This is a genomic window from Solibacillus sp. R5-41 (genome assembly GCF_002736105.1).
Taxonomy (GTDB): Bacteria; Bacillota; Bacilli; order Bacillales_A; family Planococcaceae; genus Solibacillus.
Window position 1 is genome coordinate 3,109,067 of record NZ_CP024123.1, and the last position, 20,206, is coordinate 3,129,272.

Annotated in this window: 16 protein-coding genes and 1 pseudogene; 4 read left to right on the forward strand and 13 right to left on the reverse strand. The window is 34.8% G+C overall.

The features are described 5' to 3' along the window. The first annotated feature begins 76 nt into the window (after positions 1-76). Positions 77-886, forward strand: a complete 810-nt coding sequence (locus CSE16_RS15355) for an aminoglycoside adenylyltransferase domain-containing protein (protein WP_099424720.1) — start codon at positions 77-79, stop codon at positions 884-886. Between the two features lie 660 nt (positions 887-1,546). Beyond that, entirely contained in the window at positions 1,547-2,272 is a 726-nt protein-coding gene (locus CSE16_RS15365; protein WP_099424722.1) for an alpha/beta fold hydrolase, read from the forward strand. A gap of 105 nt (positions 2,273-2,377) precedes the next feature. On the opposite strand, the gene CSE16_RS15370 is transcribed toward CSE16_RS15365, so the two are convergent. The 4 genes from CSE16_RS15370 to CSE16_RS15385 form a co-directional block, all read right to left on the reverse strand. Beyond that, entirely contained in the window at positions 2,378-4,042 is a 1,665-nt protein-coding gene (locus CSE16_RS15370) for a ribonuclease J (protein ID WP_099424723.1), read from the reverse strand. 251 nt (positions 4,043-4,293) lie between these two features. Then, a complete protein-coding gene (locus tag CSE16_RS15375) occupies positions 4,294-5,700 on the reverse strand; it encodes a SpoVR family protein (RefSeq protein ID WP_099424724.1) in 1,407 nt (468 codons plus the stop codon). Positions 5,701-5,712: 12 nt separating this feature from the next. Continuing rightward, positions 5,713-6,876 carry a sporulation protein YhbH gene (gene yhbH / locus CSE16_RS15380; RefSeq protein WP_099424725.1) on the reverse strand — a complete coding sequence of 388 codons (1,164 nt, stop codon included), beginning with the start codon at positions 6,874-6,876 and terminating at the stop codon, positions 5,713-5,715. Positions 6,877-7,370: 494 nt separating this feature from the next. Beyond that, positions 7,371-9,266, reverse strand: a complete 1,896-nt coding sequence (locus tag CSE16_RS15385) for a PrkA family serine protein kinase (RefSeq protein ID WP_099424726.1) — start codon at positions 9,264-9,266, stop codon at positions 7,371-7,373. A 570-nt stretch (positions 9,267-9,836) separates the two neighbouring features. Between CSE16_RS15385 and CSE16_RS15390 the strand changes: the two genes are divergently transcribed. Further along, positions 9,837-10,247 (forward strand): VOC family protein, encoded by a 411-nt coding sequence (locus CSE16_RS15390; RefSeq protein WP_099424727.1) that lies wholly within the window; start codon positions 9,837-9,839, stop codon positions 10,245-10,247. Positions 10,248-10,634: 387 nt separating this feature from the next. On the opposite strand, the gene CSE16_RS15395 is transcribed toward CSE16_RS15390, so the two are convergent. The 6 genes and pseudogenes from CSE16_RS15395 to CSE16_RS15420 all read right to left on the reverse strand — a co-directional run. Beyond that, complete coding sequence (locus CSE16_RS15395; RefSeq protein ID WP_099424728.1) at positions 10,635-12,161, reverse strand: tripartite tricarboxylate transporter permease; 1,527 nt, start codon at positions 12,159-12,161, stop codon at positions 10,635-10,637. A 19-nt stretch (positions 12,162-12,180) separates the two neighbouring features. Beyond that, a complete protein-coding gene (locus tag CSE16_RS15400) occupies positions 12,181-12,645 on the reverse strand; it encodes a tripartite tricarboxylate transporter TctB family protein (RefSeq protein WP_099425855.1) in 465 nt (154 codons plus the stop codon). 59 nt (positions 12,646-12,704) lie between these two features. Continuing rightward, positions 12,705-13,727 (reverse strand): tripartite tricarboxylate transporter substrate binding protein, encoded by a 1,023-nt coding sequence (locus CSE16_RS15405; RefSeq protein ID WP_172954445.1) that lies wholly within the window; start codon positions 13,725-13,727, stop codon positions 12,705-12,707. Positions 13,728-13,949: 222 nt separating this feature from the next. Beyond that, positions 13,950-14,633 (reverse strand): response regulator, encoded by a 684-nt coding sequence (locus tag CSE16_RS15410; RefSeq protein ID WP_099424730.1) that lies wholly within the window; start codon positions 14,631-14,633, stop codon positions 13,950-13,952. A gap of 5 nt (positions 14,634-14,638) precedes the next feature. Then, positions 14,639-16,222, reverse strand: coding sequence for an ATP-binding protein (locus tag CSE16_RS15415; protein ID WP_099424731.1), 1,584 nt, complete (start codon positions 16,220-16,222; stop codon positions 14,639-14,641). Between the two features lie 241 nt (positions 16,223-16,463). Further along, positions 16,464-16,961, reverse strand: a pseudogene (locus CSE16_RS15420) (HAD family hydrolase); the annotation flags it as partial. A gap of 371 nt (positions 16,962-17,332) precedes the next feature. On the opposite strand from CSE16_RS15420, the gene CSE16_RS15425 reads away from it, so the two are divergent. After that, the gene (locus CSE16_RS15425; protein WP_099424733.1) at positions 17,333-18,181 is read left to right on the forward strand and encodes an MBL fold metallo-hydrolase; all 849 of its coding nucleotides are present in this window, start codon (positions 17,333-17,335) and stop codon (positions 18,179-18,181) included. 115 nt (positions 18,182-18,296) lie between these two features. Here CSE16_RS15425 and CSE16_RS15430 read toward each other — a convergent pair whose 3' ends face one another. From CSE16_RS15430 to CSE16_RS15440, 3 genes are all read right to left on the reverse strand, one after another. Beyond that, positions 18,297-18,539 (reverse strand): hypothetical protein, encoded by a 243-nt coding sequence (locus tag CSE16_RS15430; RefSeq protein WP_099424734.1) that lies wholly within the window; start codon positions 18,537-18,539, stop codon positions 18,297-18,299. 27 nt (positions 18,540-18,566) lie between these two features. Beyond that, positions 18,567-19,022, reverse strand: a complete 456-nt coding sequence (locus CSE16_RS15435) for a helix-turn-helix transcriptional regulator (protein WP_172954394.1) — start codon at positions 19,020-19,022, stop codon at positions 18,567-18,569. A gap of 240 nt (positions 19,023-19,262) precedes the next feature. After that, positions 19,263-19,967 carry a metallophosphoesterase family protein gene (locus CSE16_RS15440; RefSeq protein ID WP_253896101.1) on the reverse strand — a complete coding sequence of 235 codons (705 nt, stop codon included), beginning with the start codon at positions 19,965-19,967 and terminating at the stop codon, positions 19,263-19,265. Between the last annotated feature and the right edge of the window lie 239 nt (positions 19,968-20,206).

Sequence of the window (20,206 nt, forward strand, 5' to 3'; positions counted from 1 at the left end):
TCGTTTTTCATTTTTATGGAATTGCAAGGTTCTGAATGTTAAAATAATTATAAATAAAAATACATCGGAGAATCGAATGAAGAAAAACTCAAAGGAAATTCAGAAAGTTTTACAATCATATTTTGATTACATTGAATTGAAATTACCCAATTTAATTGAAGCTTATTATCTTTACGGTTCCATCTCATTAGGGGCATTTAACGATGGTTTTAGTGATATTGATTTTATTGCAGTAATTAACAGGGAATTAACTGAAAAAGAATTAACAACATTAAAAGAAATTCATAAGGAACTGCACAGTAAATACAAAAAAATAATATTAGACGGGTTTTATATTACGAACAAAGATATGGAGTCGTTACACAACGGAAGCATTCCTTCAATGCGCTTTAATGATGGAAAGTTTCTTGGTTATACAATGTTCGATAAAAACTCAATCGACGCTTATCAATTAAAAAAATACGGTATCACGATTATAGGACAAAAAATTGAAGAGGACAGCTATACAATAGATTGGAATATTTTGACGAGTAATATGAGAAATAATCTTAATACTTATTGGCTCGGTTGGTGGCGTGCTTGCAAAAAGTTTCCTTCCAGCAATTACATAGGATTATTATTTAGTTTAAATATGGTGGAATGGGGGGTTTTGGGGGTTTCTCGCCTTTATTATTCTTTTAAAGAAAAAGATATTACCTCGAAAGTTGGAGCGGGGGAATATGCATTAAAAGAAGTTCCACAAAAGTGGCATAAGATTATTCATGAGTCCATGCGATTGCGAAACGGCAATAAAAAGTCTCTTTACAAATCTGTTTTCAAAAGGCGAAAAGACGCATTGGACTATATGGAATTCATGATCCATAAGTGTAATAACCTATTTCAATAAACGTTTGATGTTTCAACTATATAAGTTAAACAAAAGTTTCCTTCCTTTCGATGTAAGGTTTCTATTATGGATTCTTATAAAGTGCGCGCTTGTTTGGCTGGCTAAGCATATGAGTCACAAAGCTTTGTGCAAGGCTATCCTATATAAAGTTTTGCCTCTGAATCTTTCTGCATTTATTGCGCCGCTACCGTGGGAGGTGGGAGCAGACGGCATATGTTGCAAGCGGGATAGTATTGTAAGAACAGATTTTAGTGCCGAACTAGTATTTCAATATAGTAATTGAACATATGAAATTAACTTTATATTAGGAAGAATATAATTAGAAATTAGGTTGGTAGATACTCATTTCAGCGCGAACAGTAGCAAAGGAACGAAGACTAAAACCGTCAAGTCCTGTGACAACGCCTTCATGACCAACATCGTGTTGGCCAGAAAATCCACTTGTTTCGAGATTTATCTCGAAGCAAGTTAGTTGGAGCCGTGCCCGCAGAAAGTATCCGGAAAGAAATGGAAATCAACTACCCCTTTTTGTGAATTTTTACATGAGGGATTCTTAAGTTTAATTTATATAGTTAACTAAAATCGGATATCATTTTCACTGATTACTCATTCTTTATTAATCGCTTTATAGTTAGTTAAAAATGATCAGGGGGTTACATTATGGTATTTAAAGAATTTGGCGATGGTGAAGAAATATTGCTGTTTCTTCATGGTGGTGGTGTAAGTAGTTGGATGTGGGAGTCACAAATTAATTATTTCAATAATTATCATTGTATAGTCCCAGATTTACCCGGCCATGGAGCGAACAGTGATGAACTATTTTCTATGAGTACAACCATAAATAAATTATGGACTATACTTGAAGAAGTAGCCCCTAATAAAAATTGGAACATCATTGGATTTTCTCTCGGTTCTCAAATTGCCCTTCAAATGATCAACGAACGGCCAAATTCTTTCAAACGCGCAATGATTAATAGTGCATTAGTTATTCCACAAAAAACGATGAGCCTATGTATTCCCCTAACAATCTTTGTAACGTATCCATTAATCCAGAAAAAAACATTTGCTAAATTACAGGCAAAAACACTTGGAATAAGTGATACATATTTCGAAAAATATTTTATTGACACATGTAATATTAGTCGAGAAAATTTAATAATGATTTTAAAAGCAAATTTAAATTTTATACTACCGGCTAGCATCACAAATGCTAATACTCAGTTTCTATTCACAATTGGCGAAAAGGAAAATTGGTTAATGCAGCGGTCGATTAAAACTCTTGCTCGGTTTGGGAGAACCGAAATAGTAGAAGGTGTAGGACATAATGCGCCACTAGAAAATCAAAAAGTATTCAATCGTTTGCTTGATGATTTACTAAAAAAATGACAAACGAAAAAGCCTAATGATAATTAATGAAAAAATTATTAAACCTGTCTTAAAAGTAGATTTTACGCCTTTCGAGACAGGTCTTTTGATGTGAGAAATATTAGGCTAAATTTCAATAATTATAGGTAAAATCATTGGTTTTCTCATTGTAAGAGTAAATACATATTGATCAACTACTTTTTTAATTGCTCGCTTCATCGCAAAAGGATTTGCTTCATTAAATTTATTAACTGCTTCTTTAGCAAGTTCATTTATATCATTTAACATTCCCTCTGACTCTTTTGCGTAAACAAATCCACGAGAAATTGTATCGGGATCAACAATAATTGAACCATCGTATTTACTGATCGTTACGACAATAACCAACATCCCATCCTCGGAAAGCTGTTTTCGGTCGCGTAATACAATTTCCCCTACCTCTCCAATACCAATACCATCAACATACGTATCGCCAGCAGGTATGCTACGTGTTTGCCTAGCAACAGTACCCGCAATATCAACAACATCTCCATTTTGTAATATAAAGGTATTATAAAACGGTACACCAACCGCCTCAGCTAATAAACGGTGTATATGAAGCATTCGATATTCACCATGGATTGGAATAAAATATTTAGGTTTCATTAATGTGAGCATTAGCTTCAAATCCTCTTGATAACCATGTCCCGATACATGCATCCCCGTTATGCTGGAACTTCCATAAACAACCTTTGCACCAAGTTGAAATACATTATCTACAATTTTAGAAACATCTTTTTCATTTCCTGGAATGGGTGAGGCAGCAAAAATTACTGTATCTCCTTGTACAATTTTGACGTCGCGATTATTGCCAGTTGATAGCCGGGAAAGTGCAGCTAGAGGCTCCCCTTGGCTTCCCGTACATAAAATAACAACACGCTCTGGCGGGATTTGCTTCATATCACGAGCATCAACAAGCATCCAACTAGGAATGTTTAAATAGCCAAGTTCCATTGCAACGGATGTAACATTCACCATGCTCCGACCAAGCAATACCAATTTTCGATTCGTTTTTTTAGCGGTTTCAACTATTTGCTGAATTCGATTGACGTTTGAGGCGAAAGTTGAGATAAAAATCTTCCCTGTCGCTTTTAGAAACTCATCTTCTAAATGTCTAGCTACTAATTTTTCCGATGGTGTCGACCCAGGACGTTCTGCATTCGTACTTTCAGATATTAATGCCAAAACGCCTTGCGTACCTATCTCAGCCATTTTATGAATGTCTGATACTTGATCATTTACTGGTGTTAAGTCAAATTTAAAATCCCCTGTATGAACAACCTTACCTTCAGGTGTATGAAAGACTAATCCTAAGCAGTCCGGAATACTATGACTTGTTTTAAAAAAAGTAACAGCAATATGTTCAAAATCTATATGGGAATCAGCAGTAATCTCAATTAATTCAGTTTCACGAAGTAATTTATGTTCTTTTAGTTTTAATTCAATCAAACCAAGTGTAAAACGAGAAGCATAGATTGGCACATTTAACTTTTTAAGCATGTATGGGATACCACCAATGTGATCCTCATGTCCATGCGTCACAATTAAACCTTTAATTTTATCTTTATTTTCCTGTAAATAAGTAAGCTCAGGGATAATTAAATCAACACCCAACAAGCTTTTATCTGCAAATTTTGCACCGCAGTCAATGATAATAATTTCATTTGAATATTGGATAACATACATATTTTTACCAATTTCATTAATGCCACCTAAGGCAAAAATGGATAACCCATTTTCTGTGCTTGCCAATACTATTCCCTCCTGCTGTTTCAATGATTGAAAAAAGTCAATTGTTGATTGCTTTAACACATACTAGTATTGCTTTATAAAGGCCGAGATATACGACTATAATCATTTCAGATTCCCAATCCACTATGTACCGATTGATTCGCTTAAATGTTAAGTAATTTTCTTTTTAGCAACACAAAAAAGCACTTCCTCAGTGGATTTTTACGTCCTGGAAAGTGCAAATTATTTATTTGGGGTATTTAACCCCCCTCTTATTTAAATCTACGAGTACCTTTTTTACCATCAAACATATAAATAATCGGTTTTCCTTCTAATACTGTCTCTAAGGAAACAGGGCGACCCCAAAGCTGATAAATATACGGAAGAACATGTTCTAAATAGGTCATATCTAATTCCATTCCTTCGTAGCCATGTTTTAAATATAATTCCCCATTTCGCGAATAATCGCCATCTTCTACTACGATATATGGAAATCCTCCGTTTACACGCATGGAGATTAGTTGGTTTTTTACTTCTTCATGATCCTTATCTGTAATTCGATAATCCTGGCCTTTTTTTGCAAAAACATACAGATCTTCTTCTTTTACTAATTCCTTCGATAAATAATTTCGAATAAAGGAAACGTCCGATTCAATTTCTCGCACTTCAAATATTTTCTCCCGACCTGCATTTGGTTTCGCACCAAAACGTTTCATTTCATCCGTCGGGTTATCGTATTTCTTTTCAATATGCTCAAAGATTTTTATCCCTAAATAATAAGGATTAATCGAAGTTCTTGAAGGCTGCACAACACCCGCATTTAATTTGGCATATTCAATCGTTTCGGAGGTTGTTAAATTTAATTCTCGCATAATTCGTTGATGCCAGTAAGATGCCCAGCCTTCATTCATAATTTTCGTTTCTAATTGCGGCCAGAAATACAGCATTTCTTCACGCAGCATCGTTAAAATATCACGCTGCCAATCTTCTAATTCTCGACTATATTCTTGAATAAATAGCAATAAATCTTTTTCTGGTTGTGCGGGGAATTGCTTCTTTTTCGGTCGTGCTGGTTGTGCTAATTGTGGCGATTTTTCTGTTTCCCCCAATTGCCATAAATCGTCATACGGCGTTTTTATTATACGCACTTCTTCTATTCCATCTTCCTCTGGCGCAGACAGCTTCGGACGCAATATGGAAGGATCGATATGTTCTTGAATGGCTAATACCGCATCCAAAAACCGTTCCACTTCCTCTTTTCCGTACAAAATTTCATAATTCGCAATCCGCTCAGCTGTTGCGGTCATGCTTTCGACCATATCTCGTCTCGTATTCGAGAAGCGCACATTGTTTTTAAAGAAATCACAATGGGCTAACACATGCGCGATAATGAGTTTGTTTTGTACTAACGAATTTGTATCGAGTAAAAAGGCGTAACAAGGATTAGAATTAATGACAAGCTCATAAATTTGGCTAAGCCCTAAATCATATTGCAGCTTCATTTTGTGAAATTGTTTCCCAAAACTCCAGTGGGTAAAGCGGGTAGGCATCCCATAAGCACCAAATGTATAAATAATATCAGCCGGACAAATTTCATAGCGCATCGGATAAAAATCTAAACCACACCCTACTGCGATTTCCGTAATTTCATCAATTGCTTGGCGAAGCTCTTTTTCCATTCATTAGCCTCCTCACAAATCGGCTTCCTGTTTTTTGAAAATACTCTTCAACGCATCATACACTTCCTGCTTTTTCTTAATAATCGAATAGCGGAATTTCGGGTCGTCTATTTTATTATAAGTAGACATTAACGTAGAGGAACGGTTCGATTCATTGACCTCACCATAGCCAAACATGCTCGACACCTTCATCAGTTCATGCACTAATTTCAAGCACTTTTCATTGTCAATTGTTAAATTTTCACCATCCGAAAAATGCACAGGGTAAATATTATAGCGAGCTGGATGATATTTTTGGTCAATTAGCTCTAATGCTTTTATATAAGCAGATGAACAGATCGTACCGCCACTTTCTCCCCTTGTAAAAAACTCTTGCTCTGTCACGATTTTCGCAACGGTATGATGCGCAATAAATTCAATCTCAACCGTTTCATACTTCGAACGTAAAAACTTCGTCATCCAGAAGAAAAAGCTTCTTGCACAAGATTTTTCAAAATTCCCCATTGACCCACTAACATCCATCATCGCAAGCACGACCGCTTTTGATTCGGGTTTAACGACTTCATCCCACGTTTTAAAACGTAAATCATCATTGTAAATCGGACTAATTGCTGCTTTTCCATGCAATGCATTGCGTTTAATCGCTGTAATAATCGTTCGTTTTTTATCGACATTTCCCATTAAACCTTTTTTACGGATATCGTTGAATGCAATCTTTTCAGTCGTAATATCCGCCATTTCTTTTTGCTGTAAATTCGGTAATTCCAACTCCTTAAACAGCATCCCCTGTATTTCTTCAATACTTATTTCAGTTTCAAAATAATCTTGCCCTGGTTTGTCTCCAGCTTCTTTTCCCTTCCCTGGGCCCGCGCTCTTTCCAGCAGGTTCCCGCGCCACAACATCTCCCACTTGGCTATCTCCTTGCCCTTGACCAACATGCTTTGACTTATCATAGTTATAGCGGATTTTATACTCATCTAAAGAACGGATCGGAATTTTAATCACCTTGTCACCATTCGACAAAATGATGCTATCATCACTTATTAATTCCGGTAAATTATTTTTAATGGCATCTTTTACTTTTTCATTATGACGTTGCTGATCTTGGTGGCCTTTACGGTGGAGAGACCAATTTTCCTGTGAGACAACAAAACGATTTTGATCTTGTTCACTCATTTTATCCTCACCAATCTATCAATTTTTTTTTTCCAAATGTCGGCTAATTTTTAAACATGAGTAAGACTATATAAAGAGAAATAAATAATTCCTTCTGTTGACGAAAGATTTTTAATATGGATTCTAATTATGGTGCACTTGTTAGGCTGGCTAAGCACATGAGTCACACAGCTTTTTACTTTGTGCAAGGTCAGCATATATCAGATTATGCATTCTGTAACTTTCTGGATTTGGTACGCCGTTTCCAGTGGAAGGCGGCGGGTTCATATTTAGACTATTTCCCAATTAACTTATAGTGTAGTATTGAGCCCAAATTTCTGATAAAATTTCTTTTCCTTAATAAATTATCACTTATTCTAAAAGGTAATGTTGCAATTCTTAAAACAGCCGATAAAAAATGGCTTTGTCTATACTATGCGATTTTTTTTCGTTTTTGTACTTTATTCAAAAAATAAAAAAGGATATCCAAATTATTTGGATACCCCTTTTGTTCATTAACGGTTCAATAAACTACCTACATAGCGTAATAGTTCATTTGCTGAAGTTGAATTATAGCCATGCTCATCAATAAGTGTTGCAACGACTTCATTCATCTTTTTAAGCTGTGCTTCGTCTGGTGTTTTCAATGAAGTCGTAATTTTAACGACATCCTTTAAATCCGCAAACAATTTCTTTTGAATAGCCTCGCGCAATGCATCATGCGAGTTATAATCAAAACGTTTTCCATTCCGTGCAAATGCCGATAGTCGAATTAAAATTTCCTCACGAAATGCCTTTTTAGCATTTTCAGAAATCCCGACTTGCTCCTCAATTGAGCGCATTAATTTTTCATCAGGATTCATTTCTTCCCCTGTTAACTGATCACGGATTTTATTTTTATTGCAATAGGCTTCCACATTATCCAAGTAATTATTTAACATTGTTTTCGCAGATTCTTCATACGAATACACAAACGCTTTTTGCACTTCATTTTTCGCAATATCATCGTATTCTTTTCTGGCAACCGCAATATAATTCATATATTTTTCTCTATCTTCCTGAGAAATCGAAGCATGCTGGTCAAGTCCATCCTTCAATGACCGTAAAACATCCAGCGCATTAATTGATGGTACTTCTTTACGAATGATGGCAGAAGACACACGATTTATTACATAACGCGGGTCAATTCCATGCATTCCTTCGTTTGGATACTCTTTTTTCAGCTCTTCCAAGTCCACTTGATTGTAACCCTCAACACTTTCACCATCATACAAGCGCATTTTCTTAAGAAGGTCTACGCCTGCTTTTTTCGGTGTTTCTAATCGAGTCAACACCGAAAAAATCGCTGCAACGCGGAGAGCATGTGGTGCAATATGAACATGTGCCATATCACTATCATTAATCATTTTCTCATAAATTTTTTCCTCTTGGCTGACGATTAAATTATACGGAATTGGCATAACGATAATTCTTGAATGCAATGCCTCATTTTTCTTATTTGCAATAAATGTACGGTATTCCGTTTCGTTGGTGTGGGCCACGATTAATTCATCCGCACTAATAAGGGCAAATCGACCAGCTTTAAAGTTCCCTTCTTGCGTTAACGAAAGTAAATTCCACAAAAACTTTTCATCTAATTTCAGCATTTCTTGAAATTCCATCATACCGCGATTCGCTTTGTTCAACTCACCGTCAAAACGATATGCACGTGGATCAGACTCTGACCCATATTCTGCAATTGTCGAAAAGTCAATACTGCCGGTTAAATCTGCAATATCCTGTGATTTTGGATCTGAAGGTGTAAACGTACCAATCCCAACTCGGTTATCTTCCGAGAAGAAAATGCGCTCCACTCGAACTTCCTCAATCTGTCCATAATATTCCTGTTCAAGACGCATCACATTTAGTGGTGATAAGCTTCCTTCAACCCTTATCCCATATTCTTCATAAAAGTCTTTGCGCAAATGCTGCGGGATTAAGTGGAGAGGATCCTCATGCATCGGACACCCTTTAATCGCATAAACTGCGCCTTCTTCTGTTCGTGAATATTGTTCAAGTCCCCGTTTTAATAACGTGACAATCGTTGACTTTCCTCCACTAACCGGCCCCATTAATAATAATATTCTTTTGCGAACATCTAGCCTTTTCGCAGCAGGGTGGAAATATTCTTCGACCAACCGCTCCAATGCTACTTCCAAACCAAAAATTTCTTTTCCAAAAAAGTTGAATAATTTTTGTCCATCTCGTTGTTCAAGCCCGGAGCTTTTAATCATATTGTAAACGCGTGAATGGGCCGTTTGAGCAACTTCTGGTCTTTCCTTCACAATCCTTAAGTAATCTGCAAAACTACCTTCCCACTTCAGCCTATTTTCTTCTTCTCGATAATTCCTAATTTTTCTTAAAAATTCGATTGTCTTCCCTCCATCCTGGGCACGGTTTTTACATAATATGAACGGAGGGAAATTATGATACCTAGACTTTTTTATTATCTGTCATTGTTCTAAAAGTAGTCACCAAATTTTTGAGAACTATTCGGTCTTTAAGCGATCATCATATTTATCTTATTTTTCCATTTCCCCACCAAATCCACTACGTTATAATTTTGGTGAAGTTTGGATTCCCGTTTTTTCAAAGGAGAATAATTATGTTGAAAAGGCGTTATTTACATCGAAATGATTGAAATACAATTATTAAAAGTACTTATAAAGACAACGAAATAAATGATAAAGAATTTGTTGGCTATATTTCACTAATTCAAATGCACAGAATAGGATACCTAGACTATTATTATTAAATATTGATATGCCTGGCGCTTTTTTTTAGTTAAATAAGGGAAGCTCCAGAAAAAGCTAGTTTATAACGCTAAGAAAAAAAGATTCACTAACGTGCTTTGGGAACGTTTTAGCCTACTTTAATTCAATCAAAAGTTGTAAAGTATTTTTCTCCTTTTACCATTAAAATGGAAAGAGGGGGGGATAATTATGAAACAGTGGACACAAACATTTCATATTGCACAATTTCGCATTGCGCGACCAACAGATAAATTAAAATTAATAGAACAGTTTTATTGCGAAGGTCTTGGGCTTACAAAAATCGGAGGGTTCGAAGGGCATCGCGGATACAATGGCATTATGATTGGCTTACCCGATGCGACGTATCATTTAGAATTTACTGAGCATGTGGATGGAAGTCCATGCCCTGCACCAACAGATGATAATTTACTCGTTTTTTATATGCCTGATACCACACAAATTCAAGCTGTACAATCTCGACTCGCTAATATGGGGTATTTCGAAATTCCACCAGAAAATCCTTATTGGGAAGAAAAAGGTGTGACAATTGCAGACCCCGATGGTTGGCGTATTGTATTAATGAACACTGAGGGTATTTAAAAGACAGTAGAAATATTTATTCAATAAAACGTTCCCAAATCAAAGTTTTGGGGTACACCATTAAGCTACGAATGTTGTTAAGCCAACGTTCGTGGTTTTTTCTCTTAACATCATTTATACATCCTTATATGCAGAATTCCGCAAATTTAGTTAATGCAACTTCTGACGTACGTTTTTCTTACAACGGTTTTACAATGTTAAAAAAACGATTTTATGCAAGTCTCACTAGAACCCAATATTAAATATCATACGAACACAATAAATCACCTGAATTAAACGCTATTAAATCATATGTTTTCATAAATCAGCTTTCCCATAATATAAAAGCAAAAAAAGTAAACATCCCCTCAAAAAGGAGATGTTCACTTTAATAAATACACGTGCTACTCAACCTTCTTCATTAATAATGACGTTTTTACCACGTAATTTTAAAACTAACGGAATACAGATCCATAAAAATGCCACTACTAAAAAGACTAGTGATAGAGGTTTCTCTACAAAAATGTTGTATTCCCCGTTTGAAATCGTTAATGCACGGCGCATATTATTTTCAATCATTGGCCCTAATACTAAGGCCAAAACAAGCGGAGCAACTGGGAAATCATTTTTAGCGAAATAATAGCCTAAAACACCACAGCCTAATAATAATAGTAAATCAAATGTTGTATATTGAACTGCATAAACTCCAAAAATTGAAATTGCAAAAATAATAGGTAATAAATACTTCTTAGGTGTTTGAATAATTTTTGCAAAAACACGTACTAAAGGCATATTTAAAACGAGTAGCATTAAGTTACCTAAAAACATACTTGCGATTAATCCCCAAGCAACTTGCGGATGTTCTTCGAATAATAATGGACCTGGCTGAATGTTGTACATTATAAAGGCACCCATTAAAATAGCAGTCGTACCAGAGCCAGGAATACCTAATGTTAAAAGCGGAATCATCGCACCACCCGAAGATGCGTTGTTTGCAGATTCCGGGGAGGCTACCCCTGCAATATTTCCTTTTCCAAATGAATCTGGATTTTTACTAATTTTTTTCTCCGTAATATAAGCAAAGAAGGATGCTAGCGTAGCACCTGCACCTGGTAATACACCTAAAAAGAAGCCAAGTAAAGATCCACGGGCAATTGGTGCAGCACTATCTTTTAAGTCTTGCTTTGTTGGTAAAATTCGATTAATTTTCGCTATTGGCTCGTCATTGCCGTCCTTTTCGAAAATCGTTTTAAACACTTCTCCTAAAGCAAATAGCCCTACTGCAACAGTTAAAAACTCAATTCCACCAAAGAGTACTGGTTGATCATACGTAAATCGTGCAATACCTGAGACTGCATCAATCCCTATAGTACCTAATAATAAACCTAGTACAGTCATAATTAATGCTTTTGTAATGGATTTCCCTGCTAAACCACTAACTGCTGCTAAACCTAGTAACATTAACGAAAAGTACTCAGCAGGTCCAAAATTTATTGCAATCTTTGATAATGGTCGAGCTAATAAAACTAGCCCAATTAAGGCAACAATCCCTGCAACAAATGATCCAATGGCAGCTATTGATAATGCAGCCCCTGCTCTTCCTTGTCGCGCCATTTGGTAACCATCTAAAGTTGTTACGACTGAGGAGGATTCTCCTGGCGTATTTAATAAAATGGATGTTGTAGATCCACCATACATCGCACCGTAGTAGACGCCCGATAGTAAGATGATTGAACTAGTAGCAGCCATTTCTAAAGGTAAGCCCGATGTTAATGTAGCAGTAACTGGTATTAATAACGCTACCCCACTCATCGGTCCAATACCTGGTAAAACGCCAACCGCAGTACCAATAATAACCCCTAATAAAGCAAATAAAATATTATGCCATTGAAATGCTATTGCAAAGCCATTCATTAAATATTGTATAGTGTCCAATTACATGTCCCCCTTCACCTTAAATTGGTAATCCCGGCAAAGAGCCGCCTAAAACATATACAAATCCGAAATAAATAATTGCTGAAAAGGCGGCCGCTATAATAATCGTAGGAACCCATTTTCCCTTTTCTAGCGTTTGGAATCCGATAACAAGAAACGCAAATGTAGTAATTAAATAACCTAGTTTTTCTAGTAATAGAACGTAACCCAAAGCCGCGATAAATATTATGAAAAATCGCTTATAGTTAGGAGACTTAATATCCTCTTCCTCACCTACAATTTTATAAGTAGCCCTATGTTTGATTGTTTCAATAAACAAGAAAATACTTAAAATAATAAGAATAATGCCTAAACCTAACGGAAAAGTGCTAGGTCCAATTTGTGAGCCGTATGCACTTTTAGAAATATTTTGTGATTCGACAACAACAAGAATACCTAAAGCAAGAAAAACAACACTAGCGAATCGATCGAATTTTAAATTCATCATTTTGATACCTCCTAAAAGAGGATGCGAGCAATTCATTTTTGCTCGCATCTTTTACATTACTTTTGCATTCCTAAAGCGGTTAAAATTTCAGTAATCGTTCCTTCTTGTTCTTCAAGGAATTTAGTAAAATCGTCACCTACACGGAAGTCTTGCTCCCAGCCATTACGTTGTAACTCTGCTTTCCATTCTTCCTTGTCATTTAGAGCAGTTAATTTTTCAACCCAATATTCTTTAGCAGCTTCAGTCATATCTTTCGGACCGAAAATTCCGCGCCAAATTGTAAATTCTGTATCAATGCCTAAATCATAAAGTGTAGGAACATCTTCTAACCCTTCAATCGCCACTTTATTTGGAGATGTTACGGCTAATACGCGAGCATCACCACTCTTAACGTACGCTGCAACTGTTGAAATATCCGTTCCAATTGCATCCGCATTTTTCCCTAATAAAGCTGCCATCGCTTCACCGCCACCGTCATAAGAAACGTATTTTACCGCTTTCGGATCAATACCGTACTCATATGCTGGTAAAATTGTAATTAAGTGGTCCATTGACCCCGGTGCCGAACCACCAGCCATTGTAATCGCTGTTGGATCAGCCTTAATTGCATCTAATAATTCCGTTAAGCTTTTATATGGTGAATCCGCACGAACAACAATTGCGCCAAAGTCTTTCGTTAATTGTGCAAGTGGTGTCGTATCTTTATAACCATATGGGCTGTTACCCTCTGCTTTTAAATTATTTATTAAAATTGGTGGAGACTTGACCATTAACATATGATCATTTTCCGTTTCTTTCGTTGCGTATGTTGCCATAAATACAGCACCGCCACCACCAGGTTTGTTTTCAACTGTAATTGCTTTTTCGATTAATTTGGTTTCATTCATAATTTTACCGATTGAACGAGCTGTTAAATCCCAGCCTCCACCTGCCCCAGACGGAGCAACAATTGTAAGGTTATTTTTCGGATACTCTTCCTTGCTACTACTACCGCCTGACTCCCCTCCGCCATCACTACAAGCGGCTAGCGCTAACGTTAGTGATGCTGCTGAAAATAGTGCAACTAGTTTCTTTTTCATTGACATGAATATTCCCCCCTTCGAATATACGCTCCCTTTTTGTAAGCGCTATCTTTATTAAAATATATAACTCAATTTATTTATACATTTCGGAAATATTGTCTATTGATTTTATATTATCCATTTTGTTCATAATGTTCACTGAGTCCTTCAATTGTTTGCAAATAAAAAAGTATGTAATTGTTTTTCATTAAACAATTACATACTCTTTTTTCGTTCTATTTACTTGATAAAATATCGCCTTTCGGGTCTACCAACAGTACCGTATATATGCTCTACATATATTATTTTTTCTACCATTAGATACTCTAAATAGCGACGCGCGGTTGTACGACTAATACCAAGTTCTCGTCCTAATTTTTCAGCTGTAACTCCACCACCACAAGTATTTAGGAAGTTAATTACTCCATTTTTCGTCACCGGATCAATCCCTTTAGGACTGTGTTCTCTCGATTCCTCTGTAAAAGTCATGTTATTCCATAAGCGATGGATTTCATTCGCTTTTAACCTATCCGAAGAGTTTAATATATCCTTTTTTTCCTTGTACTTTTGCAAACACTCCCTAAATCGTTGCATTGTTAAAGGTTTTAATAAAAAATCAATTACCCCACTGGCATATGCTTTCTTAACAATATCAACTTCGGCAGCAGCTGTAATTAATATAATATCTGTTTCAATATTCGTTTGTTTAATATAATCAATTAGCTCCGTACCTAATTTATCTGGAAAATATATATCCAATAATATTAAATCCGGCTTCAATGTATCTAACCAAATTTTCGCTTCTTCAATTGTATGTGACATCCCAATCGTTTGAAATCCTTCAAGCTGCTCTAAAAATTTTTCGTGAATTTGAGCAATTCGCACATCATCTTCAACGATTAACACTTCAATATTTTTCGCCATACCTTTTACCCCTCTTTAGGAATAGAAACAATAAATAGTGCTCCCCCTAATTCTCCGTTTTCAATAGCGATAGAACCATTCAATCTTTTTAAATTCTCATTTACGATATATAAACCATATCCCCGCGTTTCTTTATCCTTTGTTGATTGCTTCAATTTAAATAGATTATTTAGTAGCTGTTGATCGATACCGTTTCCGGAATCTTCTATTTCACAAATGACTTCTTTTTCATATTCATAAATGTAAATACGAACAATTCGCTCTTCTTCATCTAAATGTTCGACTGCCTCAAATGCATTCATTACTAAATTCCCTAAAATTGAAATTAATAAATGTTTTTCAAAATATTGACCTAATTTTCCACAATAACTATCCTCATCTAAAATGAGTGTCACCTTTAGCTCTTTTGCCCGATTATAAAATCCAATCATTAAACCGCTTATAAAAGTATCTTTAATATGTACATTGATAAAGGAAATTAACGCATGATTACCTAGACGCTCTGAATGTATTAAATTTAACGCTTCATCGTATTCCTTTAGCTGAAGCAAACCTGAAATCGTATAAAGAAAGTTATTATACTCATGTGTTTGGGCGCGTAATGATTCGATATATTGCTTCACTTGAGATAATTCATTTGCAACTAAATCAATTTCCTCAAACGGTCTGAAACTCGAAACAGCACCGATGACTTTCCCTTCATTGATAATTGGTACTCGGTTAACTAAAGTTTTCACTCCATTAATTGTCATCATTCGATTTAATTGTTCATGCCCTGATTCCATCACTTTTATTAATCGCGTATTCGGGATGACCGAATAAATATTGTTACCTACTACCGATTTTTCATTATTTAATATGGCGCTCGCAGACTGATTGCTTAAAGTGATCGTTCCCTCTGTATCTACCATAATAATGCCCTCACGAATCGACTCCAAAATAGCATTTCGCTCAGTCAATATTTTTACGATTTCTTGTGGTTCAAAGTTTAAAAGCTGTTTCTTTATTTTATTGGATAAATATGTAGAAATAAGGATTGAGAGTAATAAGGTAATAATAAATAAAACGATTAAATAGCGTCCATAATTAATATTCATGGAAAAAATGTCCTCATATAAAAAACCAACAGAAACTACACCGATTATTTTTCCATCTTCATCTTTTATGGGCGCTTTTCCACGTAAGGCCTTTCCTAAAGTACCCTCGGCAATCGAAATATATGCCTCACCCTCGATTAACGCCTTATCGTTGTCATCTCCAACCATTTGTTCACCAATCCGCTCGTTCACTGGGTGAGCATAACGTATTCCATTTTCATCTCCAAGTACAACATATTCGGCTCCGACACTTTCTTGAATTTGTAAAGCTAATTGTTGTAACGCTTCCGTTGTCTCGTTCTTCTTTAATCCTGTTATGATTTCTGGATGTTTAGATGATACTTTAGCAACACTTAGAGCTCGTTCTCCAATTTCGTACTCTACAATTTCCCCCATTATAAAATAAGTGGAAATAAGAATAATAAATGATACCGTTACGACTAAAAAAATATTATATTTAAAAAATTGAAAATTTAATGAGCGTCTTTTCATTTAGTCTATCCCTCAATGACCTTATAGAATGATAGTTTACATTATAGCATAGGTCATTTTAAATTTTCCCAAAAATCAAAAAGATTACCTTTTGATAAGCATTTTTCTTTCAATTAACTCTCATGATAAAATACAAAATGCGTCGTTTTTCTTCTACAAAAAGGGGAAGCACAATTAAAGTGAAAGATTATGCACCCAGCTTACATAGTCAGTAAACTACTCATTAACAGTCATTATCTAAATTTGGTGTTACATGAAGTTGATGCAAGGCTCTTCTAAATATTTGTGGGTCTGGTTTTTTTATGCCTTCCCATTCGGATACTAAAATAGTTTCAAAATAATTATCAATACCTAAAGCCTTAATATTATCCATTTGAAATTGTCCAAATCCATTTGTAATGATTCCTAAAGTAAGATTGTTACTTCTCATTTCCTCTAACATACTTATTAGGTTTGGAAACGGTACACAATGATTCTTAAATTGTTTTATGTAATCTTGAAGCAGGTCTTCCCAAGTCACCCCAGTAATATTAAGTTCTTCAGTTAATTGTTGATATACTTTATCTTTCCAAACATAACCACGGTTGTCGAGTTCGATAAATCTTGATATATATTTTTCTTTTGGGATATGAGATACCCATTTTTTCAATCGCTCGTATTGGTTATCAATAAATTTCTTCACTGACTCATCTCGGTTCAACAAAGTTCCATCTAAATCAAAAATAATAGCTTTAATCATTTTGCAACTCTCCCTACAAAATTCAGTTTATTAATGATTTTCTTTATATCCTAGAAAACACCTTCTTTTTCCGCTTTTGTTCATCAAAAAATACAGGCTATCTAAACATACAAATAACCTTCTAATATCACCTTGTTATAGATTTTTCACCCGCTACAGCGAAAAATAATTCTGAATTTTCACGAAAAATGGAGGTTGATATATATATAATATGTTATAATTTTCCTTATTAACAATGGAGGTACAAGTCCAATGGTAATAAAATAAAATGAGAAAATCTTATAATATTTTTATTAATATTAGAATAAAGATGTAGATTTTCTCTTTCATAAGATTCATAGAAATTGTATCTAAAAAAGAGGAGATAGACCATGTTAAATAAATTAAGTGATACTATTTATTATTTATCACATCAAGATGATAGAGATCGACCAACACTAGGATTGGTATGTGGTGACCAATATAGTCTTTTAATAGATTCTGGTAATTCTACACAGCATGCTCAAGATTTTTTACTAGAAATCGCAAAGCTAAATGTACCCCCAATTAAATATTTGGTGATTACACATGCGCATTGGGATCACTTCCTTGGAATGAATGAATTTGATGCAACGGTTATTGTAAATAGCCAAACAAATGAAATGTTGAGAAAATGGCAAAGTTATTCATTTGATGATAATTCACTGCAAATGTATGTGGATAATAAACAGATGAGTGCTATGTGTATGAAGATAATTCAAGATGAGATACCTAACAGGGATAGTTTTAAGTTGAATACGCCAGATATCATCTTTGATAATTCATTAACAATTGATTTAGGAAATAAAGTTTGTATACTAGAAAAAATCAAAAGTACTCATACTGATGATTCTACAATCGTTTATATTCCTGATGAAAAAGTTGTTTTTTTAGCTGATTGTGCATATGGTACAACTACAAATTCTTTATTTCATTACAAGCAATCGGTGTTACTACCAATGATTGAAGACATTCAAAAGTATGATGCAGAAATGTTCCTACTAGGTCATGAATCTATTTGCGATTTAAATGAAATGACTAAATTTTGGAAAGAGCTAACAGCAGCAAGTGAAGCCGTTAAATCTTCTTCTTTAGAAAATGCAATAGCGTCCTTTAAGGTAGAAAATAAAAGAGAACCAAATGATGATGAACTATTTTTCATTAAAGCTTTTGTGAATGACCGTGTAATTCAATCATTGTAATTTTTATAGAATACAACAATTAAAATAAAAGCCATCTCATATAAATTAATATGAGATGGCTTTTATTTCGGTAAATACCATACAACGAATACTAGCCCATTATATAATATCGCAGTCAATGGGAGCGTGCGTTAGGTGGTATGACATAAAAAGGTGCTAAATATAATGAGATAACAATTGGTATGGCACTCATGAAAAGTATGAGGAGTGGCTGGATTTTAGTTGAGAGAATTCCAGCAAGTAAAACATAACCAACTACAGCTATTAGTGAAAAATTAAAACCCGATTGTAAACTATCTAAAAATGAAAAAATAAATGGCATTGGAATGATTGAAATAATAAACCATGCAAGCTTCAACTAATTCCTCCTCAAGAAATTTATCATTTAGCACTCTGCATGAAGTTCCTGTAATCGCTTTATGGCATCTGCTTCATCAAACGAGCTATACCAGCGATAATGCTGTTCATCTAAAATTCGATAATGGTTACTAACGATGTTTTGTTGCAAGCGAAATTCACCCATTTTACAAATTTCCTTCCACCAAAACATACCACCCATCGTTTTATCTTTCGGTGTATGGTTATTTTTTTGCGCAATTAATTGAACGAGATACATCGGTTCATCACCAATTACCGATAAAAGCAGTTGACTTTGATTAAATAGTGCACAAAATGCTATAACCGTCGTCCAATTGGCGGTTATCCGACCTTTTTCAATTTGAACGAGTGTTTTTTTCGAAATTCCTAATATTTCAGCCATCTTATCTTGCGAATATTCCTGCTCTGTACGAACAAGCTTCATTTTATCTGATATTAATATTATCAATTGTTCTTTTTCCAAATATAACGACCTCCATTTAGTGTAATTTTACACTATCAGTTTCTTGTGTCAATAAATATTACGGTTATCAAATTGACCTTTCCAAGATGTTGTAATAAATTTGTTCTTTCACTTCAATAAAAAAGGCAAAAAACCCTTATATATTAAGAGTTTTTTGCTTTTTTAGTTCCAACTATTCAATCCATTTGTAAAGTTTGAATTTAAAATTAATACAACTTTAACACACCCAGTTTTATCTTTTCACTTTTCATAAAAAGAATTCAAAATCTCGCCCTTTTCTGAAATGTGTAAGGCATTTAATTGCCCACCATAGCAGCAGCCACCATCAATACCTATATATTTGCAATCTTCACTAATCCAAATATCATCTTGTTCATGAATAAACTTTAATGGTGTATGCCCAAACACATTCACATATGGCGTTTGATTTTCTTTTAAGTAATGGTTACGCATCCATAAAAAATTATCCTCATTGGATTCATCCAAATTGTCATAAGCCGTTTCAAAACCAGCATGTGTTAGTAAAACGCCACCTACAACGACATATAACTCAGCACTTTCTATAAAGGCGATTTCCTCATTGAACTTTTCCTTTATGACAGCAGCTTGTTCAATCGGGTTTAACGCTTTTGTTTCATTTGGCAATTGATTTAAAAAAGAATCCATTGTTTGACGCCCACCATTTCGAAAATAAAAATCTACATTCGCTTCTGGTAATGTTAAATAGTTCAAAAACATAACCTCATGATTCCCCTTACAAACAATAACCTGTTGCCCATAAGTTTGCTTTAAGTCCATTACTTTTCGAATCACATCTAATGACTGTGGACCTCGATCAATCATATCGCCCAAAATCACCAATTTACTTTCCATATCCCACTTATTAATTAAATGTTCAAATTGCTGATACATCCCGTGAATATCACTTACTATGAATAAATTCAATGCCGTTCAGTCCTTTTTTGATTTTATGTTGGTTAATTTATTATGTAATACATTGGTTATTTCTTTCATTTATGAAGTACGAGTTACCTAAATAATATCTCCATAAACTTACAAAAACAACCTAAAAAGGTAAAAACAACACAAAACAAAGAGTTTCTTGCCTCTCAATTCAAAATTCAACATCCAATATAATGGGCAAAAGACATGACTTTTTATTAATAATACAGGCAATAAAAATG